The organism is [Flexibacter] sp. ATCC 35208, from assembly GCF_001975825.1.
GTDB lineage: Bacteria > Bacteroidota > Bacteroidia > Chitinophagales > Chitinophagaceae > Chitinophaga.
This window is the reverse complement of record NZ_MTKN01000001.1, coordinates 119,326-145,888: the sequence shown is the minus strand read 5'-3', so window position 1 is coordinate 145,888 and position 26,563 is coordinate 119,326. Positions and strand designations below refer to the sequence as shown.

Here is a 26,563-nt window from a genome sequence, read left to right as displayed (position 1 = left end):
ATTTAATTACCCAGTTCAAGCTGGTTTTTTACAAGCGAAAAATAATGCCCTTTCTTCATGGTCAATTGCTGATGATTGCCAATTTCCACAATCTTCCCTTTCTCCAGCACCACTATCTGATCTGCATTTTTTACTGTGCTCAACCTGTGCGCAATAATAAACACCGTTCGGCCCGTAAAAAACTTCTGCAGGTTTTCCATGATGATCCGTTCATTATTAGCATCCAGCGTACTAGTCGCCTCATCCAAAAATATAAACTTCGGTTGCTTATAGATCGCCCTGGCAATCAGGATACGTTGCTTTTGCCCCGAACTGATATCGTTGCCCGATGTACCAATCTTAGTATTTAATCCCAATGGAAGATTGTTGATAAACTGCTCAATGTTCGCCATCCGGATTGCATACAACAACCTCTCCCGGTCTGCATCTTCCTGTACCGTTATGTTCTTTGCTATCGTATCTGCAAAGATATACCCATTCGTCATCACCACCCCACATTGATCTCTCCACCACCGGGGAGATACATTGCCCATAGCCGTATTACCAATATAGATCTGCCCTTCTGCCGGCTCATAAAATTTCAACAACAGCTTCATCAATGTCGTCTTTCCACTACCACTGGTGCCCACTATAGCAGTCACCTTTCCCATCGTCAGGTCCAGGTTGATATGATTCAGCACATGTGCCGACGAAGGCCCCCCGTATTGGAAGGAAATATCCTGCAACCGGATAATGCCCTCCCTCGAAGGTTTTGTTTCTGCAAGGATGTCTACATGATGCCCATTCAATGGGGCCTCCGAAACGGCCACCAGCTCATGATCCGGCGTTACCTCATCCGGCTTCTCTTCTTCCTCACGGGTATGAATTTCACTCAGTCTTTCAAGGCTGATCTTCGCATCCTGCGCACCCTGTATAAAGTTAATCAACTGATCTACCGGCGAATTAAGTTGCCCGATCACATAAGATACGCTCAACATCATACCAAGCGACATATGACCATTCAATACCTCACGGGCTGCAATATAAGTAGCCAGTATATTCTTTAACTGTGAAAAGAAATTAGACCCTACCAACTGATACTGGTTGATGGCCAGTCCACTCACATTGATCTTAAACATCTTCGCCTGTATCCGCTCCCATCCCCACCTGAACGTGGTTTCACTATTGTTCATCTTGATCTCCTGCATACCGGATACGATCTCAAACAAGGTATTCTGGTTATCTGTCAGCTGCTGAAACCGCGCATAATTCAACTCTCTCCGCTTCTTCTGATAAAACAATATCCAGACAATAGCACATACTGAACCACCAAAGAATACCCAGAATACCGTAAGACTATATACCGCCAGTACGACAGCAAATACCACCAGGTTCACCAGCGAGAACAAAGTATTAAATGACGTGCCCGTCAGGAATGATTCTATCTTATTGTGATCGGCTATCCGCTGACTAATATCACCCGGCATCTTGGTGTCAAAAAACCTGACCGGCAATTTCATCAGCTTACTGAGAAAATCAGATATGATTGAAATATTGATCCTGCTACCAACATGCAACAATAACCATCCCCTTATCACATCTATCGCCGTATTGCCTGCAAATAATGCCAGTTGTGAAAACAATATTAGCGACACAAATTCCGGATGCTGCTGGTTTATACCATAATCCACCAACGCCTGCGTCAAAAAAGGAGCGATCAGTGACAATACACTACCCACTAACATTCCCAATAACAACTGCCAAAAATAACTTCTATAAGGACGAACATAATTCAGCAAAAACGAAAAGCTCTTTACCTCTTTTTTTTCCCCCTCGTTATCATAAAACGATGCAGTCGGAGACATCAACAATGCAATTCCACAATTATCAGCCGTTCTGACCCACGCCTTTATAAAAGTAGCCTTATCCACCTTTACCAATCCAAATGCAGGATCCGCTACCAGTATCTTGCCGTTTCTCCTGCTGTTATAATCCTGCGGTGGCAACACTACAAAATGGTTCTGGTTCCAATATAATATACATGGCAGGGTTGCCTCGCTATCCAACTGCTCAAACGACAATTTCGCACCTACCGTGCGGAACCCAATCTTAGTCGCCAGGTCACTGATGTTTTTTAAATTCACACCCTCCCTGGTCATATAAGAATGATCCCTCAATGTCTGCAATGAATAGTGCTTACCATACCAGGCAGCAATCATCTTCAGACACGTAGGTCCGCAATCCATTTTATCAAGTTGCTTATATATCGGGAATCTCCTACGCATTTAGAGGTTGCTTATGACTGTTAAAATCATTCAGGGCAAAGTTCGTCGCACTAATATCCTTTCTTAAATTTTCCTTCACATGCAGCTTTTCATCCAGGTGATTTTCCAGTTTCAACAACAATGCTTCTTTCTTTGCATAATCACTGCTTTGAATCAGCACCAGCATATCCTGGAACAGGGAAATCTTCAGCAGGTCGAACATCATGCTGGCCGGCTCATTCATAAACTCTATAAAGTTGTCTACAAACAATGGATAGTCCTTTTTCCTGAAACTATTCTTCACTTCCAGCCAGTTGGATATAATCACACGCTCAATAGTATCTGCATTAATTTCCAGCCCCTCAAAAATCGCCGTATACATATCAGGACAATCCGGAAAATTTGCCGCCATCCTGATCGTCATAGACACCATCGCCCTGAAAGTTTCATAAGTATAATACTCTCTTGCATATGGAATAGCATTCCATATAGCAGGATCATGGTAAATGCCGCCTTTCAGTGAGCCGGGTACACCATTGAACAGGAACTTCATAAGGTCATTCGCTACCTTACAGCCAGTACGCCAGTCGCCACTGCGCAGGTAAGAACGTGAAATATTCCTGTACTGCTCCAGGCTGCGAAAGAACAAGGAATGAATGCCAATATTGATCAGGTAATCATTCATCGCCACACATTCCATACTGAAATCTACTGCCTTGTCATACTGTTTTATCTTATGATAATACAATGCTTTTACGGACAGTCCCCATTGCTTGGCATACAGGTATAGGTGTCCGTTCAATTGCCTTTCAATCGTATTTTCCAATTCAAAAAATCCGGATAATCCAACCTCTCCTTGCGATACCACAATATCCTTTGCAATATCTCCGAACTTCCGGGTTAGCACATATACACTCTCCATTTCTTCCTCGCCGGTGCTATAGGGCAACATTTCTTTGTGCTGCAGAATAGCAATTAGTTTTCCATAGTTATAAAGCATGGTGATTTCCTTTGTACTGGCAGGTAAATCATCACATACAGCCATTAAAGTATCCAGTGAACGGTGAAGTGCTTCCATACAACAACTTTTAAGAGGTTAAGCGATCATGAGTAACTTTCCAATAGGAGGTAATGATTTATCATCATATCGCATCAATGCTATACCAATTCCAATCACCCCCCATCCAAAACATACATGCCAGAAATCCGAAGCTTCAAGCAATCTGCTCCTGTAACCGGCATATGGACCTCCATGAAGACCGTAAAAAGGTATCTGCTCATACCAGTAATCTGCCCGCTCCAGGTATCTCACATCATTTGTTTTTTCATATACCTTTTCGAATGTAGCAGCCAAACCCGCCGCCCCGTATACATACCCGGCATCCAGGGTCAGATTATCCTCCCGCGATCGCAACAAACAATCTTCCAACGCTCTTTCGGCCTGCTCCTTTACAGATGTATCCCGCAATGCACCTGCTGCCCGATACAAACCATAAGCTGTTCCAAGATCACCATAGCACATCGCAAACTGCTTCGGTTCCACTTTATCATTCCACATCAAAGGAAAAATACCACGTACCTGTGTTCTTATCTGTTTGCTCACAAAGTGTGCTGTCCTTTTCAATATATCCTCACATATTTTCACTTCAATACCCGCTTCCATCACGCTGCTCACAATATTCATAATAGCAGCACTACCATGCGAAATTCCAATGTATACCCTGTCATGAATAGAAGGAGATTTCCAATAATAATCGCCGTCTTCATCCGTATAGGCTTTATCACGCAGTCCTCTCACCAACGTAACGAGATTCACTGCCACAGCAGGATTCGTTTGTATACGATACATAAAATAATGCCCTGCCGCCAGTGCGCCACTGTTATAATCAAAGTCACCCATGTCGATCTTACTGACCATAAGCGTAGCCAGGGCTTCATCTATATTTATCAGAAAATCGTCTATATCAATATTCAGCAGGTTCGTTTCCCGAAGAAATAATAACATGCGACCTATCTGTCCCAAATGGTTATCCAGTGAATCTGTTGCATATACCCGCCTGAAATCACCGTTTAGAAATGCCAGCCCCTCCTCTAAATATTTCATAGCCAGGTCCAGGTAAGTATCATCCTGCTTATACTTTGCATAATAACTGTAGAATAAGGTATACCCCGCAAGCCCTGTATCGAAAGTGGCATTTTGTATCAGGTGCTCAACACCTGTAATACCTTCCCTGATGCGTTCAATTTCTTCACTGATCACTACGTCTTTTTTAATGGTCGTCTCCATAGGTTAACTCACGTTTATAGATAAAGACAATTGTTTCCCCATTGCTACCAGTGAATCATAATACCTGTAAAGCGTATCATATACCACCAGTTCATGAACACGGTGCCTTGCCAAAAAGGTCCTGTTCATCGTCATATGTATATAGCTGTTGAGCAGGCCATCCAGCTGTTGCACCTTACCTTTTAAATTCTTAATAGTGGCAGCATGCATGTCGCCTCTCACATTATAACTCTCCATCGCCGCCAGTACCTGTGTAGTTCTCCTGGCTGGTACAAACACTTCCTGTATCAGCAATTTATTATTCCTGTATTTATTGCTCAGTGACTGATCACACCTGATAGCGCTCTCCCTGCTTCTACCTGCAAACTCCCTGAAAAAGTAATTCCGTAGCTGCTTCATAAAATCCTTTTTCTGCATCAGGTCATACTGAAAGTTATCCAATAGCTGATCTACATTATACAGGGCCATTTGCCAACGCAGCTGTTCGCCCCGCTGCCCCTGCAGGTGATCAAGCATATTGATCACAGCCTCACTGTCATAGCAAAAAAGCGATTCACTGTCTTCCATGGTAAGCGCACCATAGCGCTCCAGCTCACGCTGGTAAGTATCCATCATACATTTAAATACCTGTCCAGATTCTATAAGGGGTTCCAGTTCCGCATTCAGTCTTTCTGCAATCCGGTACCAGCCTTCCTGGTCAGTTCCTCTCAGCAGGCGTAAACGGATATGGCTATCCGGGTCATTATAGCGGATAAAGAACCATTTTTCAATCGCACCACTACCTTTCCATTCCTGTACCAACGGTTGGATAATATCCCTGAGCAACAGGTCCATCGTTTTAAAACCACTGTAGATCTTAAAATATAACCACTTGCTACCCGGGCCAAATGTGCGCTGACAACCTACTGATGAATCGATCAGTTCTTTTGCAGGTGGCTCCGCAAACACCGGACTGGACACAGACATAGGGATCACCATCTCATTGCCGTAACTCCCCTTTTCATCTTTTATAAAACAATTTTCAGGTGTCAACAGGTGTTCTAAAAAAGTAACCCCACCCTTTCTCATGGCCTGTATCACATGTCCTTTACAAAATTCGCTGGTGGTATCTATCAGCAATTCATTATCCCCCTCTGAAAGGATCACATAGCGGGGTACCTGGTATTTTTCCAAAAATGCATGCAGTATATCCATCAATGCTTCGTCCGTACTGTTCCTGGATCTGGCCAGGAACCATTTTTCCCTGTGCAGGATGATCTTTTTATATTCCACCCTTGGCAAATGAGGCTCCGGCGCATAGTTGTACCATTGCCACCTGAAACCCGTGTTCACAAACATCGACTGCAGATCTGTCAGAAAGCGCACAAATGGCTGGGCCAGGTCTGTATTAAATGCATTGGTATGGCAAGGCAGGATTTCTTTGTTCAATCGCCTGGACCGCACCACAATCCGGTTATTCCTAATGGAGACGAGGATGTCGTTGACATCAATCCTATAGGCCGGTTCTACGGCAGACTGACTCAGAAATGCAATCTCATAGTTCCGTTGTGCAGGACGAAGCGACAGGTTCGCAAAATGGCCTTCCGGCACATAAGCAATTTCCGCCATGATCCGCTCTCTGTTCACCTCCTGCTCGGTGCGGGTGATATGCAACATTTTTTCTTTCAGATGACTGTCCCCATGCGCAAAACGGGCCATCAGTTTGGCCGCAGAAGGCGCATGCAACTGTGTGGCCAGAAATGCATATTCCCCCCTGTCAATCGCTTCGCAGGAAACTGCCAGCAAACTGCCGAACATATAACAGGATGCTGACTGTGTAAGCCGGTCTGCCTCTTTCCTGGATCTTAACATCTCCAGGTCAGCCGCAGTGAGTGTGATAACCTGTCCACCGGTTTGCCACCAGCTACGCATCTTATTTTCCACCAGGTCTTCAAAAGCCAGTCGCTTACGGGCAGCATCCCCACCACCTGGTGTGATCGCCAGTTTTTCAATCAAAGGCATGTATTCCACATTGCCGGTAGTAGCCAGCCCATAGCCAATGCCTACATCCGGGTCCAGGGCCAGTACCAGTGGAATTTCCGCCTGTTCATACCGCTCTGCAAATTTCTTCATAAAGGTTTCCAGCTGGGAAGGAACATAAGAAGGAATGGCGCTGCTCAGTTCATAAGACGCCTCCGCCAGCTCACTGATCACCTGCTTGTTCAGGTTATTCTGCTGCATATTATAGAACATGTCTGTTTGCAGCACCTCCAGCCCATTCACAGGTATCACGCTCCCGGCCTTTTCTTCCACTGCCTGAAAACCGGGCAGCGAGATCTTTTCATCCTTCATGACGTGCAACGCTTCTTGCAATGGTACACACATCTGCCCCTGCCCAAGCTCCTGAAGGCGCTGAATAAAGGCAGGTACAAAATTTTCGTTGGCAATAGCAGGCGTCAATTCATGTGTAAGTACCTGCGAAGCAATCAGACCATTGATAAAATTGCTGATGGCCTGCTCGTCAGAAATAGTCTTACCTATTTCGGCTGTCAATACTGGAATGGTCACACCCTCCTTTGCCAGCTCCAGTACCATATCAATATAATCGCTGGCGGTCAGTGCACTCAAAGCGTGATTGCGCTTACCTGCCACCATGGTATATTCTACATACAGGTAGCGATACCCCACCTTGTACAAGGTGTTATTCACATAATACCTGATCTGCTCTTTTATTGCCGGCTGCTTGGCCAGCTGATGCGTGAGTTCATTGATATAACTCATATCAAACCGCGTCGCTTTCCGTATTTTATTACTATCAAAGCTGACCCCACTTTGCTGCTCATGAATGCTTCCACAGGCAGAACCGGCAAACAGACCAAAGGGTGTACTGCGGGTACACATGCGGGAGTAATACTTTTGCAGTCCCGTCAATAATTTCTTCAATTTTTTGGGAGATAATTCCTCGCCTTCCAACCATTTTTGGAGAGACATATATAAATCCCTGGATGAAATATAAATGGCCTCAGAAAAATAAGGGTCACGACAAAGCTGCTTCACTGCATCCAGGTTGCCCTGATCCAGCAGTTCATTCAGATACAGGATCTCCTCGATGGGTTTTGCCGGGGTACGCAGCAAATAAAAATCTTCTAACACGTAATCCTTCATACAAAAAGTTTAATAGGTTCTACCTTTCTCTTCAGTATTACTGAGCTTACTTTGCTGCCTGTTCTTGGTTTTACCAAACTTATAAGAGACAGACACACGCACCTTCCGGGCATCAAAATAATTGTTGTAATAAGTGGTTACACCATCTACCGTACTATGGAACCGTGTCTTCATGGTTCTGAAAATGTCGGTCGCATTCAGACCAAGAATTAACTTCTTTTGATAACACAATACTGTGACACCAAGGTCCACTCCATAATAAGCATCAAATTTGTTCACACCTGACAGCTGTGGAAAAGTATAGGTAGCATCCACGCCCCCCATAACAGTCTTCCCTTTATTGAAATAAAAAGTATTGCTGGTAGATACATCAGCCCCCCATCCATGCTGACTGGCAGTATTTGCTAATTTAGAGCGGGTATCGATGTAATACACGGCAGCCGTGCTGGAGTTTTCCCACCAGTTGCCCACATTCACATTCACAGTTTCATTGATCCCATAATTACGCTGTGAATAATAGTTTTGTCTCGTGAGGCGGGATACCTTCGTCACTTCGTCCGTCAACAGGATCTGATCATATACATTGTTTAGTATATTGGCCTGTAGCCGGGTAATGAACATATTGTTGTGTATATAATTCAGCTGAAAAGTATTGTTATAAAAAGGCTGCAGGTAGGGATTACCTTCATAATAAAAATACTCGCTGATGTATTGTTTAAAAGGATTCAGATACCAGTAGTTCGGCCTGTTGATCCGCTTTCCGTAAGAAAAAGAAAAGCTGTTCTGCTTATCTTTTGTATACCCGATATAGAAAGTGGGGAATAATTTCAGGTAATCATTCTTAGTCGTCTGATCCTGGGTGACAGAGATGCCGGTAGTCTGTGTATACTCCGCACGCAGCCCCACCTGGAAAGCCCATTTACCTTTATTTTTCAGGGCATTGACATACAGCGCTTCAATCCTTTCTTTATAGGTGAATGAGTTACTCTTTGTCGTATCATATTTATACCCCAGGTCAGTATAGTTATAATAATTAGTCCCGCTTTTAGTATCAATATAACTGAACTTGCCACCAAAAGAAAAGGTCACAAACCGTGGCCGCAGGTTCACATCTGACTGTAGTGTAAGAGCCTGTACATCCTGTGGAGCCGTATTCCTGAACCGGTAGCTGTTGGTCATTTCATCATCCGGGCTCAGTACATCACTTTGGGTGAACTGTTCCAACCTGTTATTGAAAGTAAAATATCCACCATCCATACTGAACTTTCCACCCAGCGAATCAAACTTATTTTCATAATGCAGGTTGAAGTCGTGACTTTGGGTATGCCGGTCAATATTATTCTTTGCATCTATGAGGGAATCCAGTTTGCTGAGACCGATAGTCGTATTAGAACGCTCATTAGTAATGGTTTTCCTGCTGGAATAAATGTAGGTGAACCCAATCAGCTGCCGCTTATTGATAGTATAATCAACAGCCGTTCGGGACAAAATATTTTTATTATCGTTCACTGATTTTCTATGTTGATCCCAGGTCTGATCAGTATAGTAAGTAACAGGATTGGTCAGTTCGTTATACAAAGATTTTGTCCCGTTCAGACTGGTACTGATATTCCATTTATTTCTATTCAGGTTCAGTAGTACACCTCCGTTCTCCCCACTGTAAAACGCCTGGGTAAAAGCACCATTTACGCTGCCACTGAAACCTTCCTGTCGTTTCTTTTTTGTGACAATGTTGAGGAGACCATAACTTCCGCCTGCATCATATTTAGCAGGAGGATTAGGGATCAGTTCAATTCTCAGCACTTCACTGGCAGGCATACTGCGCAACATATTGATCAGGTCATCACCGGATATATGCAATAAGCGATCGTCCAGCAATACATTGAGCATCCCCGCTCCCCGCAGGGAAAGTGAACTGTTGGAGACCCTTACACCGGGCATTTTGGCCACAGCATCCAGCGCTGTAGCACCGGTTAAGGCAACATTGTTTTCCACATTCAGAATGGTTCTGTCCAGTTTTTCTTCCAGCACTGGTTTCCGGCCATTCACCGTAACGTTCTTCAGCGTAGTAACAGATACGCTCATAATGATAACCGGGAGGCTGATATTCGTGTCACTGACATTGATAGCATGCAGATATTCATTAAAAGCAAGACGTTGAATATGGAGGAGATAACTGCCCCTGTCAATATTCTTCAGGAGAAAGGTACCATCATTGTTTGACTGTGCGGTATACATCACCTTATGATCCGCACTATTCATCAATTGCACCCTGGCTCCTGCCACAGGTAAATGAGCGCTGTCCTGCAATGCCCCGGAAATAGTGAGCTGTTGTGCCATAACCGGTAGCGTGACAAATAAAAAATACAGAAAAATGAAATATGGCTTAATTGTAAACATCTGAAAAAAAATGTTGTAATATCCCCCTGCATTTACGTACAGGGGGATGATAACCAGTATGATTATAAAAGCTTACGCTTCATCAGTCAGGCTGGTGCTTGCACCGGAACCGCAACCACCGCCACCACCACTACCGCCGCTGCCACAGCTGCTGCCGCCACCACCACAACCGGTAGAACCAGCTGCTACATCTTCACTAATACCACCATTAATTTCCCGCAACTGCTGTTCGTCCAGCTTTGCAATAGTTTCTTGATCCAGGGATAATGGATTTAATATTACCTTTTTCATATAATAGATCTTTTTAGGAGTAAAATGGATAATTATTCGGCAGAATCAACAAGACATTGACTACCACCCGCACCACAACCGGTAGACGTGCCAGTGCTGCATTTACTACCACCAGACCCGCAACCACTGGAGCTTCCGTCCACTTCTTCACTGATACCACCAGTGATTTCCATAAGTTGCTTTTCATCCAGTTTCGCTATGGTTTCCTTATCCAGTGCTAAAGGATTTAACTGAATTTTTTTCATATAAACCTGCTTTAAATTCTACGGCAAAAAACTCCCTGCTACACGAGCAGGGAGGAATTACAGGGGCAATTAAGATTAAGCTTCTTCTGCCAGACAGGTGCTTGCACCAGATCCGCAACCAGTAGAACCACCACTGCCGCAAGTGCTTGCACCGGAACCACAACCAGTGGATCCAGCAGCTAATTCGTCGCTAACACCGCCAGTGATTTCTAATAATTGCTTTTCATCCAGTTTAGCAATTGTTTCCATGTCGAGGGCAAGAGGGTTTAACGCTAATTTTTTCATATCAGATGATTTTTTTAAATAATGATGAAGTCTCTACTCTTTTGGGTCAGGATTTTCGAGTTCCACCTGTGTTGCGCAACAATAACTTTCCGGATTTAATATGCGGATTAAACTGGTTTCAGAAGAAAAAAAGGTCCCGATGCCTTTACGATGTAGTAAAGCACACACTACACCCCTTACTATAGAAGTGGAAAGAAACAATAAGTCGTCCCCTTGGGCAAAAGAATAGAAGCATTCATGACGACATTACATCCCCACAAAGTTGAACATAGCAATTCAGATAACTAATGCATGAGGAAACCATTTGCACTGTTCGTACATGCAGTTGCATCCAGATTTGGCTCTCTTATTATTAGTTTATGAAGTTGCATTTCATCTAAGGATAAGCAGTAAAAATCTTCCTCAACAAACTCTTCATCGGTGAATACGGGATCATCATTCTTTGAACACGGGTTAAAACTTATTCATCGAACTTTAGCTTAGATTTTTATGAATTTTAATGGCTAATAAAGTGATTATTTTGCACTGGTTGTAATCGACTACAATTCAAATATAATTAGAAAATGATCTCAAAAATTCGTGTCAAAAGAATATTTTTATCATGTAAAATGGAATGAAAATTGCTAATTGCACCTTCCCAACTCACGAAGTATTAAATACAGCAGCATCGCGGGTATTATAAGTAAACAAAAACCGTGAAATCACGGTATAAAAAACCGGTAAATCACGGTATAAAGTCACACGAAAAGATACGTGCTTTTCTATTTTAACATTTCTTTTTTTATTGAGTAGTTCATCTTTCAACTGCGTTTCAATCTCGAAATCCTGCATACCTGCTTTCAACATCCCTTTTGCCTTGCCCACCAACTTCCTATACAACTTTACATCTCTTATACTTAATTCCCGATACACCCGCGAAGCAAGCGGAGAGGCTATCTTCATCAATGCAGCATCTGCCATGAGTGGTTTAAATGCAGGATCAGTTTTCACCCTCTTCCCCGTCAACGAACTTTTCATACGCAGCACGAACCGCCCACTCCTCATCGGAGCAAGTGTCATACCCTGTTTGGTACGCTGCTTAAAAGGTCGTTTCCCATGTATAATCATACTATGAATATACCGCTAAAAGGTCACTAAACCGCTGTAAAAGCGTTCAATTGAGTAGTCTTATGCTGAAATCTCAGGAACAACAATACCGAAGCTGTGAGTAGTCCCAATAATAACCCCCACCAGATACCCTGGATGCCATAGCCCCAATATATCCCTAACAAATATGCAACCGGTAAACCCAATACCCAATACGCCAATAAGGTAATCACAGTCGGAATCTTCACATCTCCCAATCCCCTCAATATCCCCAATCCAACCACCTGCGTACCATCAAACAACTGAAAGAACGCCGCTATCAAAATCAAATGCGCCGCTATCTCCACCACCGCCGGATCATTGATGTACATCAGCGGCAATACCCTGCATCCCACTAAAAATATCAACGCCGTCGTACCCATCATGATCAACACCATATGATAACTCGCTATCGCCGATAACCGTAACTCCCTCAACTGCTTCGCCCCAAAATGATTCCCACTCTTAATCCCCGCAGCCGCCGAAATTCCACTCGCCATCATGTAAGTGATAGAAGCTAAATTGATCGCTATCTGATGCGCCGCCTGCTCCCTTGCGCCAATCCATCCCGCCATAATAATCGCACTGCTAAACGCACTGATTTCAAATACATACTGCAACGCTACCGGGGTACCAATCCCCAATATCTTTTTAATCGTCTGCCATGATAAATACTTTGCCGCAAACGCCTTCAGATAAGGCTTGAAACGATGGGCCGTCAACACATACCAACACATCGCTACCGCCATCAGTATACGATCTGTCAAGGTGCCAATCCCTACACCAATCACCCCCAACCGTGGCAATCCTCCAATGCCATACACCAACGCAATCCCCACCACAATGTTGACAATGTTCCCAATAATACTGATATGCATGGCCTGCTTCGTAAACCCAAGCCCCTCTGCAAATTGCTTAAATGACAAAAACACCATCAATGGGAAATAAGACACCCCCAATAATTTCAGAAAAGGCTTCGCCTGCATAGCCACCGCCGGTACCTGGTCCAGTTTATACAGGTAATTACTCCCCACATAGATCAATGTACTCATCACCACGCCCATCACTAAATTGATCACAAGACTATGTCGCAACAGATCTCCACAGGCATTCTTATTCTGCCTGCCATACTCCTGCGCGATCAATGGGGTCAATCCATACGACATCCCAATGCCTATCACCATGCAAATAGAAAAAATACTACTCCCCAGCGCCACTGCCGCCAGCGGTACATCGCCCGTATGCCCTATAATAATGGTATCAGAAAGGGCCACCATCGTATGCCCCAGCTGACTAATAACGACCGGATATGCCAGTTTAAAATTGTCTTTATAATAAGTTTGATACTTAGTCCACACGCTGTTAAAATTTGATAGAAATAAATGGGAATCCGCTAAAAGAAATAAACCCCATTTCCAGTAATAAAAAAAGGCGCTTCGGTGAAGAAGCGCCTTGTATCGTAAACCTTTTTATTGCTAAAAAGGCGCCTCTTCATCGAAGTCCATATCATTCATACGTGATCCTTTCTGGATGTACAGCTTTGCTTCGTCCGTAGCACCACCATATGAATCCTTACCTGAATTACCAACCGGCATAAAGTTGCCGCCGCCGCCACCAGGATTCTCCAGACTACCATCATCCTCAAAGCGCTGGAATTCCAGTATCGCTCTCAGCTTGATCGTATCCAGCTGACCATTACGGTGTTTCGCTATACGCACGTGGGTTTCACCTTTATTGGATTCACCCATCTCATTGGTATTGATTTCATAGTACTCAGGACGGTACAGGAACATTACCATGTCAGCATCCTGCTCGATCGCACCAGATTCACGCAAGTCAGACAGCTGTGGCATCTTGTTACCATCCTTTCTCTTTTCCACATCACGGCTCAGCTGTGACAATGCAATGATCGGTACATGCAGTTCCTTCGCCAACCCTTTCAGATCACGGGATATCTTGGAGATCTCCTGCTCACGGTTACTACCCTTACCATCTGCATGACCACTCATCAGCTGCAGGTAGTCAATGATGATCACACCTACGCCATGGTTGTGTACCAGACGACGGGCTTTCGCTCGCAATTCAAAGATGTTCAGTGCCGGGGTATCATCAATAAAGATCGGCGCCTTCGCCAGTCTTTCGATACCATGCGTCATCAGCTTCTTCATCTCGTACTCTTCCAGCTTACCACGGGTGATCTTTTCCAGCTTAATCTCTGACTCGGCAGAGAGAATACGCTGTACGATCTGCCCGGAAGACATTTCAAGGCTGAACACGGCCGCACCTTTCGGAAAGCGGGGATGCAACGCAGCATTTCTGGCCAGGTTCAGTGCAAACGCTGTCTTACCCACCGCCGGACGTGCCGCGATGATGATCAGATCCGTTGACTGCCAGCCATAAGTTACCCTATCGAGAGAAGGGAACCCGGAAGGTACCCCTGTGATATCATCACCTTTGTTACGCAGATCTTCGATACGCTTCATGGTATTCACCAGTACGCGGTCGATACTGTCATAGTTCTTACGAAGGTGATTGTTCGTCACCTCAAAGAGTTTACTTTCGGCGGAGTCGAGCAGGTCGAATACGTCGGCAGTATCTTCGTATGATTCAGATAAGATCTCTCCTGAAATACGGATCAACTCTCTCTGAATGAACTTTTGCAGAATAATACGGGCATGCGCCTCAATATTGGCGGATGATACCACCATATTTGTAAGACGGGTGATATAATAGGGTCCACCTACTATCTCCAGTTCGCCCATTGATCGTAACTCTTCTACCACTGTGAGGATGTCCACAGGCATGGACTTACCCGCCAGGCGGGTCATGGCAGTAAAGATTTTCTGATGTGCCTCTACATAAAAACATTCACCTTTCAAGATCTCTACCACGGTGTCAAACGCCCCTTTTTCCAGCATAATGGCTCCCAATACGGCCTCTTCCATATCCTTTGCCTGAGGTGGAATTTTACCGTACATCATGGTAGATACATCAACGGACGGCTTGCGACGTACATTGCGGTCTTTCTTTAGATTGAGATCCATTTATTTTTTATCTGATTCTGTTAACCAAAAAAACTATATGTCGTGGCTATCCTTAGTTTCTTTTACAATTTTTTGTACCTGTTATGTCCTTCTCGATTTCGAAATTGTAAAGCTTTTTAGGGCCGTAAAAACTAAGGTAACCGCATTTATTCATTTAACAAGGATTGATTGCTGATATAGTTTATAAGACACAATTCACAGGATATACACCCGCAAAATGTCAGTTATCCACTGACTGCAAATCACTTATTCACATTATTAACGCACAATCCCCATACAAAGGTGCACATAATCACAAACATTGTTAAAAAAGTTTTTCCCCATTGGTTTGGAGATATGCTTGATGTGATTACCGGCGGACTTATCCACATCCTGCAAAGATCGCTCCTTTTTAGTTGAGATTGCTAACACTTCTTAGTCAGTTTTGTGCAATGCGACCAACATTGGCACATTCGTACATTAATTTTACCTTTACGGACTTATTAATTAATCAAATGACTATTTCATACAATTGGCTGTGTGACTATTTGCCGGTGAAACCAACACCGGAGGAACTATCTGTGATCCTGACACGCATAGGTCTGGAAGTTGAAAGCCTGGAAGAATTCGAATCTGTTAAAGGCAGTCTGGAAGGACTTGTCATCGGAGAAGTACTCACCGCAGTACCACATCCCAATGCTGACAAACTGAGACTGACTACTGTCAATATCGGTGCCGCTGAGCCCCTCAACATTGTTTGTGGTGCGCCGAACGTAGCTGTTGGACAAAAAGTAGTGGTGGCCCCCATCGGTGTGACCATCTACCCTGCCTCCGGCGAACCGCTGACCATGAAAAAAGCAAAGATCCGTGGCGAAGAAAGCCATGGTATGATCTGCGCTGAAGACGAAATCGGCCTCGGTAGCAGTCATGCAGGTATCCTTGTGCTGGATCCTTCCCTGACCCCAGGTACCCCTGCCCGCGAAATATTCAAACCTTTCGAAGACTGGGTGTATGAAATCGGCCTCACCCCTAACCGCATGGATGCGATGAGTCATCTGGGCGTGGCAAAGGATGTGTGTGCTTACCTGAACAATACCGGCAATACGCTCGATAACAAAGCGAAAATCCCTGCCCTGGCTCCATTGCCTGAAGCAAAAGACCGCTACGACATCGCCGTATCCATCGAAAATACTACCGCCTGCCCTCGTTATGCAGGTATCACCCTCACCGGTGTGAAAGTAGGTCCTTCTCCAGAATGGCTGGCACATCGCCTGCAGGCAATCGGCATCCGTTCTATTAATAATGTAGTGGATATCACCAACTTCATCCTGCATGAAACAGGTCAGCCATTGCACGCTTTCGATGCTGATACTATCAAAGGCCGCCAGATCCGGGTAAAGAACCTGCCACAGAATACCCCCTTCGTCACCCTCGACGAAAAGGAACGTAAACTGGATGCCGCTGACCTCGTGATCTGCAATGCAGACAGCGAACCAATGGCCCTGGCCGGTGTATTCGGTGGCCTGCACACAGGTGTATCCGATACTACCACTAATATTTTCCTGGAAAGCGCCTGCTTCGCTGCTGCCAGCATCCGTCCTACCTCTTTCCGTCATGGATTGCGCACTGACGCTGCTGCCCGTTTTGAAAAAGGTGTGGATATCTCAGGTACCGTATACGTTTTACAACGTGCCGCTGCCCTGATCTGTGAACTGGCCGGTGGCCAGGCTGCCTCAGGCATCATAGATGTATACCCTGCACCTAAGCCAGCTGTGGAAGTGGAAACCTCCTGGAAATATATCCAGAAGTTAAGCGGTAAAGCATACCCTGCTGACAAAGTTGAACGCATCCTGGTGAGCCTTGGATTCACATTCCTGTCTAAGACTGAAGAACGCTTCCGCGTAGCAGTGCCCTACTCCAAACCAGATATCAGCATTCCTGCAGATATCGTGGAAGAAGTAATGCGCATAGATGGTCTGGATAATATTGACATTCCTACCCAGGTGCTGATCACCCCGTCTCCGGCTTCCCGTCCTGACAAGGAAAAGATCCGTGAAAAGGTGGCTAACTACCTGGCATCGAATGGTTTCAATGAAATCTTCACCAACTCCATCACGAACAGTAAGTACTACTCACCCGAGGTACTGGCTACGACCGTTCGTATGATCAACAGTCTGACCGAAGACCTGGACATCATGCGTCCTTCCATGCTGGAAACCGGTCTGGAAAGTGTATCGCACAACCTGAACCGCAGAAATGACAACCTGTTGTTCTTCGAATTCGGTAATACTTACGCCACCAGCGGCGAACATAAATATGAAGAAACAGCTCACCTGAGCCTGTACCTCACGGGTCAGAAGGTGGCAGAAAGCTGGTTGCACAAAGCAGCACCGGTTGACTTCTACTTCCTGAAAGGTTATGTGCAAAACGTATTGCAACTACTGGGTATCAAGGGATTGCAATGGAAAGAAGGAGAACAGCATACCTGGGAGATCGTAGTAAAAAACAAATCGGTAGTGACCCTCGGTGCTGTGGACAATGCAAAACTGAAACAGTTCGACATCAAACAACCAGTATGGTTTGCAGATTTCAACTGGCTGAATTTGTTAAGCCTGTTGCAAAAAACAGAAAGCTTCTATAAAGAGATTCCTAAGTTCCCATCCGTACGTCGTGACCTGGCACTTATCCTTGACAAACAGGTGAAATACGCTGCAGTAGAGGCCGCAGTAAAAACTGTGAAGTCTCCACTCCTGCAGAACGTAAACCTCTTCGACGTATTCGAAAGCGAAAAGCTGGGTAATAATAAGAAGTCTTACGCAGTAAGCTTCACCTTCCAGGATGCGCAAAAGACGTTGACTGACAAGGAGATCGATGCGGTAATGGAAAAGCTCATCAAAACCTTCCAGACACAACTCCAGGCTGAGATCAGAAAATAATTAAAATGCTCCACGCAGGTATCATAGCCCGGGTGGAGCATTTTTTGTTAAAATCTCTTGAATATTAATCTCCGGTAGTTTCTATTATCAATTCATAATCCGTAATTTGTACTCATAAGTACATTTGAACATTGGCTTTGGAGCAACACATACTACGAATTGAAGAAAAGCTGCAACAGTTGCTGAAAAAGCTGCAACAGGTGCAGTCGGAGAATGTATCGCTCAAAGAAACGTTGCAAATCAAGGACAACGAACTGATAATGAAGCAACAGCAGCTCGATGAGCTGGACAATAAGTTACACTTGGCCAGAATCGCGGGTGCTGCACAGGGTACTCCCGGAAACAAGGAAGATGACGAAGAGTTTAAGAAGGAAATGCGCAATAAGATCAATGAATATATCAGGGAGATTGACCGCTGTATCGCCTTATTAAACATATAAACGACACAACCATGGAACCGCTGATCCCCATTAATATTATCGTAGCAGACAGGTCCTACAGATTAAAAATCAAGCCGGAAGAAGAAGAGGAAGTACGCCGGACTATGAAGGAAGTGAACGAAAAGATCATAGAATTCAAAACTGCGTATGCGGGCAAAGACTTACAGGATTACATCGCGATGGCGCTGATCATGTACTCGACCCATCCTGTTACCCACGGTGGAAAAGTGCAGGCTGGTCTGCAACCATTTCTGGAGGAGAAGCTGCAACATCTTGAGACATTGATCGATGAGCACTTAAAATAAATTCAACCAACCTCGGTTCAGGAAATGCAAAAGAGTCCCTATTAATAATTTAAAAATGAAGGAAATATATTAATATGCACCCTGAAAAGAAGATGTTTTGTAATAAGAAATGTTGAGTCCGGTAAGTGATGGATGATAGGAAGGGGCTGAAATGTTTTGAAAAAGTGGATTTCTAGAAAGTAATATATTCTAATATATAAATACGATATAGCAATTTAACGTTCAGCAAATTACTGTCGCTTCCCCGTTCATGAAAGCTGCGCCTGATGGCCCATACGGGGGTCTGGCCGGCCAAAATACCTACAAATCCTCAACTGTACTGCATTGCAGCACATTCTTTTTTGTATTTTCGTGAATCAGTTCTCACCCTCTACCTTTTCCACGGAATAGGGATGTGGCCAGGAATGCAACATAAATCAAGTTAAAATTATTGAAATGGAATCTACTTTAATCGTAGCAATAACAGCAGTAGCTGCGTTGATCATAGGAATACTGCTAGGCAAGGTTATATTTGCTAAGAACACACAAATAAAAATACAGGAAGCCGAGGCTCAGGCACAAAAGATCGTAGAAGATGGGAAAGTAGTCGCTGAGAATGAGAAAAAGAACAGAATTCTGGAAGCAAAGGAGAAATTCCTGCAGTTGAAAAGTGAGCATGAAAAAGAAACCCTGGCGCGCAACCAGAAAATGGCAGATGCAGAAAACCGCATCAAACAGAAAGAACTGAGTCTGACACAGAAGACAGACACCTTAACGAAACAGATGCAGGAGAATGAGGCGATCAAGGAAAACCTGACCCGCCAGATGGAGCTGGTAGCTGTAAAACGTACCGAACTCGAAAAACACCAGGAAGAACATATTCGCCGTCTTGAAAAAGTAGCGGCACTTACAGCAGAAGAAGCACGTCATCAGCTCATCGAAAGCCTGAAAGAAGAAGCCCGCTCACAGGCCCTCTCCCACATACAGGAGATCATCGAAGATGCTAAACTGAAAGCAAACAAGGAAGCTAAGAAAATCATTATACAATCCATCCAGCGTACAGCTGCAGAGCAGACCATCGAAAACGCAATCACTGTTTTCAACCTGGAAAGTGATGAAATCAAAGGCCAGATCATTGGTCGTGAAGGTCGTAACATCCGCGCTATCGAAGCGGCTACCGGAGTTGACCTGATCGTAGACGACACCCCTGAAGCTATTGTATTATCTTCTTTTGACCCACTGCGTCGTGAAATCGCTCGTCTGTCCCTGCAAAGACTGGTACAGGATGGTCGTATTCACCCTGCACGTATCGAAGAAGTAGTTGAAAAAACGAAGAAACAACTGGAAGAACAGGTAATGGATATCGGTGAAAGAACCGTGATCGAACTGGGCATCCATGGTCTGCACAAGGAGCTGATCAGACTTGTAGGTAAGATGCGTTTCCGCTCTTCTTATGGTCAGAACCTGCTCATGCACTCCAAGGAAACAGCTAACCTGTGTGCGGTAATGGCAGCAGAACTGGGTCTGAACCCTAAACTGGCAAAACGTGCTGGTCTGCTCCATGATATTGGTAAAGTACCTGATGAAGAAACTGAACTGAGCCACGCCCTGCTGGGTGCCAAGCTGGCTGAGAAATATGGTGAGCATGCAGCGGTAGTGAATGCGATCGGTGCACACCACGATGAAATGGAAATGCAATATGTGATCTCTCCGATTGTACAGGCTTGTGATGCCATCTCTGGTGCCCGTCCTGGTGCCCGTCGTGAAATCATGCAGAGCTACCTGCAGCGTATCAAAGACCTGGAAAACCTGGCGCTGGCACATGATGGTGTGGAAAAAGCGTATGCAATTCAGGCAGGTCGTGAACTGCGCGTGATCGTAGAGAGTGAGAAAGTGACAGACAACGATGCAGATCGTCTTTCATTTGAAATCGCGAACAAGATCCAGAATGATATGCAGTATCCTGGACAAATTAAGGTGACCGTGATCAGGGAGAAACGTGCTGTTAATGTAGCGCGCTAATTCAGTAGAATTAATATATTTAAAGCAGGCCTGGAAGTTAGATTCCAGCCTGCTTTTTTAATTCCACTAATTACTTAACTCAATGATTATGCATCCCTTAGAATCACAGATCGAAGCAGCTGTCAATTTTCTTTCTCCTTTTAATGTTGATAAAGCCCGCGTAGGGATCGTATTGGGCACAGGTCTGGGCCAGCTGGTACAACATATTGTTGTGAGCAAGACAATCTCATACTATGAGATACCCCATTTTTCCTTATCGACGGTAGAGTCGCATAAGGGTCAGCTGATCTTTGGTAAGATTGGTGAGACCCCTGTTATTGCGATGCAAGGGCGATTTCATTATTATGAAGGGTACTCCATGCAGCAGATTACATTTCCGATACGGGTAATGAAGGCATTGGGGGTGGAGAAACTATTATTGAGTAATGCCGCGGGTGGGATGCGACCGGCGTTTAAGAAGGGGGATATGGTGCTGTTGGATGATCATATTAATTTACAGCCGGAGAATCCGCTTCGGGGGTTGAATTCCACGGTGTTTGGCGTGAGGTTTCCGGATATGAGTATGCCTTATGATGAAGAGTTGGGAAAGTTGCTGAAGGCGGCGGCGCATAAGGTGGGGTATTTTTTGAGGACGGGAGTGTATGTGGCGGTACCTGGGCCTAATTTGGAGACGAGGGCGGAGTATCGGTTTTTGAGGATGATAGGGGGTGATATGGTGGGGATGAGTACGGTGCCGGAGGTGATAGTGGCGAATCAGATTAAGTTACCGTGTGCAGCGGTGAGTGTGATTACGGATGAGTGTGATCCGGATAATTTGCATGCGGTGAGTATAGAGGAGATAATAGAGGTGGCAGGGAATACGGATAGGAAGTTGAGTGAGATATTTGTGGAGGTGGTGAAGCAGTTGTAGGGTGGCGTGGCGTAGCTGGCGCCAGGCTTTTTCTAGAGGTGGTTTTGGGGAGGTGGCTTTTGGGGAGGTGGCCTTTTATCGAGGTAACTTTTTCTCGAGGTGGCTTTGGGGAAGGTGGCTTTGGGGGAGCCAGCCGAAGGACTTTTTTGCTGGATTTTTTTACTGGCCGCAGGCTCCTTTACGGCCCCCAAACAAAAACGCTTTTGCCATCCGGCAAAAGCGTTTTTGTTGTTTATTTTGAATGAGATGGATGATCATCATCTTCTCCTTTTTCTTCGTCTTCGTCGTTATTTTCATCTTCGTCATCGTCTTCTTCATCCTCCTCATCGTCTTCATCGTCTTCATCCTCATCGTCGTCGTCTTCTTCATCCTCATCGTCATCTTCCTCCTCGTCATCATCTTCTTCATCATCCCCTTCCTCCTCATCTTCTTCCTCGTCATCTTCTTCCTCGTCATCCTCTTCCTCGTCATCCTCTTCCTCGCTATCCTCTTCTTCATCACCATCCACAACATCTTCATCCTCCTCCCCATCTTCACCATCCTCCTCTTCCATCTCTTCCTCCGTCGGATCCGGCACATACACCACATCCTCAATATGTATCGTCTCTATAATCACATTATCAGGATCCTCTTTTTTATCTTCTTCATCTGCTGCCGCAGGCTCTTCTTCACTCCCTTCTTCACTTTCAGCTGCAGGTTGTTCAACCTCTTCCTCCGCCACAGGCAGTTCTGTCACTTCGCCCTCTTTTGTTTGCTCTTCCACCTCTTCCTCCCCCAACGGCAGTTCCAACTGCCCACTCACCTCATCCTCAATTACCGGCAAAATATCCCCCATCAACTCTCCATTCTCAGAAACTGACAGTATCAGATTATCATCCTCCTGTCCATTTCCTCCTACTCCCGTCATAAACGTCGGCTGCACCCCCTCTTCCTCAAACACTTCCTTCAATTTCGGCAGATCCGAAGCTGAATTCAACCCGAAATAATCCATAAACGCCTTCGAAGTAGTATACAACAGCGGCTTCCCTGGCAAAGTCTCACTCCTCCCGGAAATCACAATCAACTCCTTCTCCAACAATTTAGTAATGGAATAATCCGTACTCACCCCACGAATATGCTCAATCTCCCCTTTTGAAATAGGCTGCTTATACGCCACAATCGCCAACGTCTCCAACGCCGCTGTAGACAACCTTTTCAGGAACTTATCCCCATTCAGCTGCGCCACAGTCTGATAATATTCTTTCTTGGTCAGAAACTGAAACCCTCCCCCACTCTCTCTCACTTCAAACGCATAAAACTCCGAGCTATACTTTTCCCGTATAGCCTCAATTGCCGTCTCCACCTGGTCAACAGTAACCCTGTCTTCCAAAAAAGCCAGTGCATTATTCAACAAGTCGGTGATATCCAGCACAGGCAGGGGTCTGTCAGCAGCGAATATCAGTGATTCAACATGAGGTATGATCTGTGAGATTTCCATTATCCGGTTTTCAATTGCTGGCGTCAGCGCCTATAAGCTAAAAAGTCAAAGACCGAAAATACAGTCTTTGACCTTTATGAAGAAATCAAAAATTATCGTTGTTAATACGATGTGTATAAGTCAGGCTATTACCCTTCCAGAAAAACTACACCACTCACAATCTCAATGAATTCAGTTGTCACATGGGGTTGTAGCAGATCTTAAGTCAGAAGATTAACCTTCCAGCGCTGCTGCACCACTCACGATCTAAATCAGTTCGCTTGTTATGCAGGGTTGTAACTGGCCCTCATTCAGGCTATTAGCCTTCCAGCGCCGCTGCATCAATCACAATCTAAATCAGTTCGCTTGTTATGCAGGGTTGTAACTGGCCCTCATTCAGGCTATTAACCTTCCAGTGCCGCTGCACCACTCACGATCTCAGTCAGTTCGGTTGTAATCGCCGCCTGACGTGCACGGTTGTAGCTGATCTTATAGTTACGCAACAGTTCATTTGCATTCTCTGTCGCCTTATCCATCGCCGTCATACGGGCACCATGCTCAGAAGCATTCGCATCCAGCATCGCTTTGTACAACTGTGTATTCAGGATCTTCGGCATCAGTTCAGCAATCAAAGTTTGCTTTTCCGGTTCGAAGATAAAGTCAGCCTTCGCAACTTTCTTGCCTTTAGCAGCCGGAACTTCTTCCTCCACCTTTGCGATTGGCAGGAATTGTTCAGCTTTATAAAACTGGGTAGCAGCATTTTTGAACTGGCTATAAATGATCTCAACGGCATCATATTGACCGCTGGTGAAACCATCCATTGCAGCTGCAGCCGCTTCCTTCACGTGATCGAAATCCAGGTGAGCGAACAGGTGCCAGTAAGTGTCGTTCATTTTGTAACCATTCTTACCAAAATGCTCCCAACCTTTCTTACCGATAGGCAGGATAGTTACATGACCTTTTTCAAACTGTTCCTGGTATTTTTCACGGATCACCTGCTTAGTCAGCTTGATCAGGTTTGAATTGTAAGCACCACATAAGCCTCTGTCCGAGGTTATTACAACTAGTAATACCTTTTCAACAGGACGCTCTGCTGCCAATGCCAGGTCAATGCTGCCTTCACTGTTGGAAACAATGTTTTGCAACATTTCCTGCAATTTAACGGCATAAGGACGCATCAGTAAAATTGCATCCTGCGCACGACGCAGTTTCGCAGCACTCACCATTTTCATAGCCTTAGTGATCTGCAGGTTGGACTGTGTGGACTTAATTCGGTTGCGAACTTCTTTAAGCTGACCGGACATAATGTTTTATGTATTACGTAAAGTTTATATGACTAAAAGCCCTTTAGGAGCTCCAGAATTTGGCTGCAAAGGTAATAAAAAGTAATTAAGATTGATAGGATTGTGGATAGTTTGGTGTGAAACCAATGTGATCTTCGTCATATATTAATAAAACTGTATGATTGGTCGCAACAAACAAAAATAATCATAAAATAACTATCTCCGGGAGGTAAAGAATCCTCTTACAGGAACTGATTCTTTCCTGTATTCTGTAATTTTCAATTATTTATTTATCCGGCTATTTCCCTGCCGCCGGCACCGACTCCGTCTATGTCTCATTCAAATTATCATTATTCTCTTCCCACTCACTTCCCCGGCACCAACTCCGTCCATGTCTCATTCACATTACCATTCTTCACCTTCCCACTCACTTCCCCGGCACCGACTCCGTCCATGTCTCATTCCCCTCCTTATCCACATACCCCACTTTCCCATTCAACTTAATCAACCCTCTCCCATTCTGGAAAATAACCGCATTATCATACTTACGCGCAATCACCTCCCTATTTGCCATATCTATAAACCCAAACTTCCCACTCACCCCAACCGGCGCATACCCCTCATTAAAATTCCCTACCCTGTCATACATAACCGGAATCACCACCTCTCCTTTATCATTCACAAACCCAAACTTATTATCCTGCTTCACCCATGCCAGCCCATCCTTAAATGGCCCTACTTTATCATATTGAGTTCCAATAATCTGTCCCGTCTTCAAATTAGCACGCCCACATTTCTCCCCATTATAAATCAATACACTATGATGGCTCACCCCACTTATCATATCATAAGCTGGTTTCAGAACTACCTTCCCCTTACTGTTCACCATCCCATAAAATTCCCCCACCTTAATCCTCGCATATCCATCCTTTTCTGGCTTTACCTCCTCATAAACCGGCGCCACCCATTCCTTTCCCGTACTATCCAGCAATCCCTGCTTCTGTTTCTTACTTACAAAAAAGAATTGCCCCTTCACCCATGCAGAATCATACTTATAAGCAGAATGCTTTCCATTAGCAAAGACAATTCCATACTTCCCTTTTGCCTTCACAGGTGCTGCTCCACCCACGAATTCACCCACTGCCTCATACTGAGCAGGGATCTTTTCATGACCCGCGGCATCATTGAAGCCATATTTTCCATCTTTCTGGAATTTCACCAGGGAATCAGCTTGCTGCGCATGAGCGAAAATTGCCGGACACAGGAGTAAAGAGAGGAGGAAATATCGTTTCATAGGAAAAGGATTGTATACCAAAAATAATAAATATCATTGAATTATGCGTAAAAAGGCCTTCGCATGAGCAAAGGCCTTTTCTTTAAAAACTTTTAAAGCTTTAAAAACATTAAAACTTAAAAAAGATGATAAAATACTAAAACTTTAAAACGTTATAACACTAAAGCTTTAAACCATTAAATCACTAAACCATTAAATCACTAAATCTTTAAACCACTAAACCTTTAAACCTTTAAAATCTTCAAAAAACGCTAAAAACCTAAAAGCATACCAACTCATAATTTAATCTCCGTTCCCAACACCTTCAAAAAAGCAGCTATCCATTGTGGATGCGCCGGCCATGCAGGTGCCGTCACTAAATTCCCATCCGTCACCGCCTCATCTACATTCACAGCAGCATAATGCCCACCGGCAATTGTCACTTCTGGCCCTACTGCCGGATAAGCTGTCAATGTCCTGCCTCTCACCACATCCGCCACTGTCAATATCTGTATACCATGACAAATCGCAGCAATCGGCTTATCTGCATGCGCAAAATGTTTTACCAGTTCTATTACACGTGCATCGAGTCTTAAATATTCTGGTGCTCTTCCACCTGCAATCACCAATGCATCGTATTTATCAGGTTTTGCATCCGAAAAAGAAGCATTCAGGATAAAGTTGTGACCACGTTTTTCACTATACGTCTGATCACCTTCAAAATCGTGGATGGCGGTGATGACTTTATCCCCTGCCGATTTATCAGGACATACTGCATGTACGTTATGACCAACCATCAGTAACATTTGAAATGGTACCATGGTTTCGTAATCTTCTGCATAGTCTCCGGTGAGGAAAAGGATGTTTTTTTGAGCCATGAGAGAAGGGGGTTTTTAAGGGTGAGATTAAAGATAGT

20 protein-coding genes are annotated in these 26,563 nt (G+C 44.6%); 5 read left to right on the top strand and 15 right to left on the bottom strand.

Features of this window, described 5'->3' with window-relative positions; translation table 11 throughout:
• Positions 1 to 2: 2 nt before the first annotated feature.
• From BW716_RS00585 to dnaB, 11 genes are all read right to left on the bottom strand, one after another.
• A complete protein-coding gene (locus BW716_RS00585) occupies positions 3 to 2,264 on the bottom strand; it encodes a peptidase domain-containing ABC transporter (RefSeq protein ID WP_083720153.1) in 2,262 nt (753 codons plus the stop codon).
• Entirely contained in the window at positions 2,257 to 3,321 is a 1,065-nt protein-coding gene (locus tag BW716_RS00580; RefSeq protein ID WP_083720152.1) for a hypothetical protein, read from the bottom strand. Before BW716_RS00580 ends, BW716_RS00585 begins: the two co-directional genes overlap by 8 nt.
• Positions 3,322 to 3,339: 18 nt before the next feature.
• Positions 3,340 to 4,530: a lanthionine synthetase LanC family protein gene (locus tag BW716_RS00575; RefSeq protein ID WP_083720151.1), complete on the bottom strand. Its 1,191-nt coding sequence runs from the start codon at positions 4,528 to 4,530 to the stop codon at positions 3,340 to 3,342.
• Between the two features lie 3 nt (positions 4,531 to 4,533).
• Positions 4,534 to 7,674: a lantibiotic dehydratase gene (locus BW716_RS00570; RefSeq protein WP_083720150.1), complete on the bottom strand. Its 3,141-nt coding sequence runs from the start codon at positions 7,672 to 7,674 to the stop codon at positions 4,534 to 4,536.
• Positions 7,675 to 7,683: 9 nt separating this feature from the next.
• Positions 7,684 to 10,014, bottom strand: a complete 2,331-nt coding sequence (locus BW716_RS00565) for an outer membrane beta-barrel protein (protein ID WP_179090945.1) — start codon at positions 10,012 to 10,014, stop codon at positions 7,684 to 7,686.
• A 132-nt stretch (positions 10,015 to 10,146) separates the two neighbouring features.
• Positions 10,147 to 10,365 (bottom strand): class I lanthipeptide, encoded by a 219-nt coding sequence (locus BW716_RS36610; protein ID WP_083720148.1) that lies wholly within the window; start codon positions 10,363 to 10,365, stop codon positions 10,147 to 10,149.
• A 32-nt stretch (positions 10,366 to 10,397) separates the two neighbouring features.
• A complete protein-coding gene (locus tag BW716_RS00555; protein ID WP_083720147.1) occupies positions 10,398 to 10,610 on the bottom strand; it encodes a class I lanthipeptide in 213 nt (70 codons plus the stop codon).
• A gap of 75 nt (positions 10,611 to 10,685) precedes the next feature.
• A complete protein-coding gene (locus tag BW716_RS36605) occupies positions 10,686 to 10,895 on the bottom strand; it encodes a class I lanthipeptide (protein ID WP_083720146.1) in 210 nt (69 codons plus the stop codon).
• Positions 10,896 to 11,537: 642 nt separating this feature from the next.
• Positions 11,538 to 12,002 carry a hypothetical protein gene (locus tag BW716_RS00545; protein ID WP_083720145.1) on the bottom strand — a complete coding sequence of 155 codons (465 nt, stop codon included), beginning with the start codon at positions 12,000 to 12,002 and terminating at the stop codon, positions 11,538 to 11,540.
• A gap of 26 nt (positions 12,003 to 12,028) precedes the next feature.
• Positions 12,029 to 13,378, bottom strand: coding sequence for an MATE family efflux transporter (locus BW716_RS00540; protein ID WP_083720144.1), 1,350 nt, complete (start codon positions 13,376 to 13,378; stop codon positions 12,029 to 12,031).
• Positions 13,379 to 13,495: 117 nt separating this feature from the next.
• Complete coding sequence (gene dnaB / locus BW716_RS00535) at positions 13,496 to 15,064, bottom strand: replicative DNA helicase (RefSeq protein ID WP_083720143.1); 1,569 nt, start codon at positions 15,062 to 15,064, stop codon at positions 13,496 to 13,498.
• A 494-nt stretch (positions 15,065 to 15,558) separates the two neighbouring features.
• Between dnaB and pheT the strand changes: the two genes are divergently transcribed.
• The 5 genes from pheT (at position 15,559) to BW716_RS00510 (ending at position 21,635) form a co-directional block, all read left to right on the top strand.
• Entirely contained in the window at positions 15,559 to 17,979 is a 2,421-nt protein-coding gene (gene pheT / locus BW716_RS00530; protein ID WP_083720142.1) for a phenylalanine--tRNA ligase subunit beta, read from the top strand.
• A 137-nt stretch (positions 17,980 to 18,116) separates the two neighbouring features.
• Positions 18,117 to 18,419 carry a hypothetical protein gene (locus BW716_RS00525; RefSeq protein ID WP_143708671.1) on the top strand — a complete coding sequence of 101 codons (303 nt, stop codon included), beginning with the start codon at positions 18,117 to 18,119 and terminating at the stop codon, positions 18,417 to 18,419.
• Positions 18,420 to 18,430: 11 nt separating this feature from the next.
• Entirely contained in the window at positions 18,431 to 18,724 is a 294-nt protein-coding gene (locus tag BW716_RS00520; protein WP_083720140.1) for a cell division protein ZapA, read from the top strand.
• Positions 18,725 to 19,159: 435 nt separating this feature from the next.
• On the top strand, positions 19,160 to 20,725 hold the full coding sequence (rny, locus tag BW716_RS00515; RefSeq protein ID WP_083720139.1) for a ribonuclease Y: 1,566 nt from the start codon (positions 19,160 to 19,162) through the stop codon (positions 20,723 to 20,725).
• 88 nt (positions 20,726 to 20,813) lie between these two features.
• Positions 20,814 to 21,635, top strand: a complete 822-nt coding sequence (locus BW716_RS00510; protein ID WP_143708670.1) for a purine-nucleoside phosphorylase — start codon at positions 20,814 to 20,816, stop codon at positions 21,633 to 21,635.
• A gap of 232 nt (positions 21,636 to 21,867) precedes the next feature.
• Here BW716_RS00510 and scpB read toward each other — a convergent pair whose 3' ends face one another.
• The 4 genes from scpB to BW716_RS00485 form a co-directional block, all read right to left on the bottom strand.
• Positions 21,868 to 23,112 (bottom strand): SMC-Scp complex subunit ScpB, encoded by a 1,245-nt coding sequence (gene scpB / locus BW716_RS00500; protein ID WP_083720136.1) that lies wholly within the window; start codon positions 23,110 to 23,112, stop codon positions 21,868 to 21,870.
• A gap of 383 nt (positions 23,113 to 23,495) precedes the next feature.
• Entirely contained in the window at positions 23,496 to 24,395 is a 900-nt protein-coding gene (gene atpG, locus BW716_RS00495) for an ATP synthase F1 subunit gamma (protein WP_083720135.1), read from the bottom strand.
• A gap of 406 nt (positions 24,396 to 24,801) precedes the next feature.
• On the bottom strand, positions 24,802 to 25,668 hold the full coding sequence (locus BW716_RS00490) for a WG repeat-containing protein (protein WP_083720134.1): 867 nt from the start codon (positions 25,666 to 25,668) through the stop codon (positions 24,802 to 24,804).
• A 275-nt stretch (positions 25,669 to 25,943) separates the two neighbouring features.
• Positions 25,944 to 26,525 (bottom strand): DJ-1/PfpI family protein, encoded by a 582-nt coding sequence (locus tag BW716_RS00485; RefSeq protein WP_083720133.1) that lies wholly within the window; start codon positions 26,523 to 26,525, stop codon positions 25,944 to 25,946.
• Positions 26,526 to 26,563 lie beyond the last annotated feature (38 nt).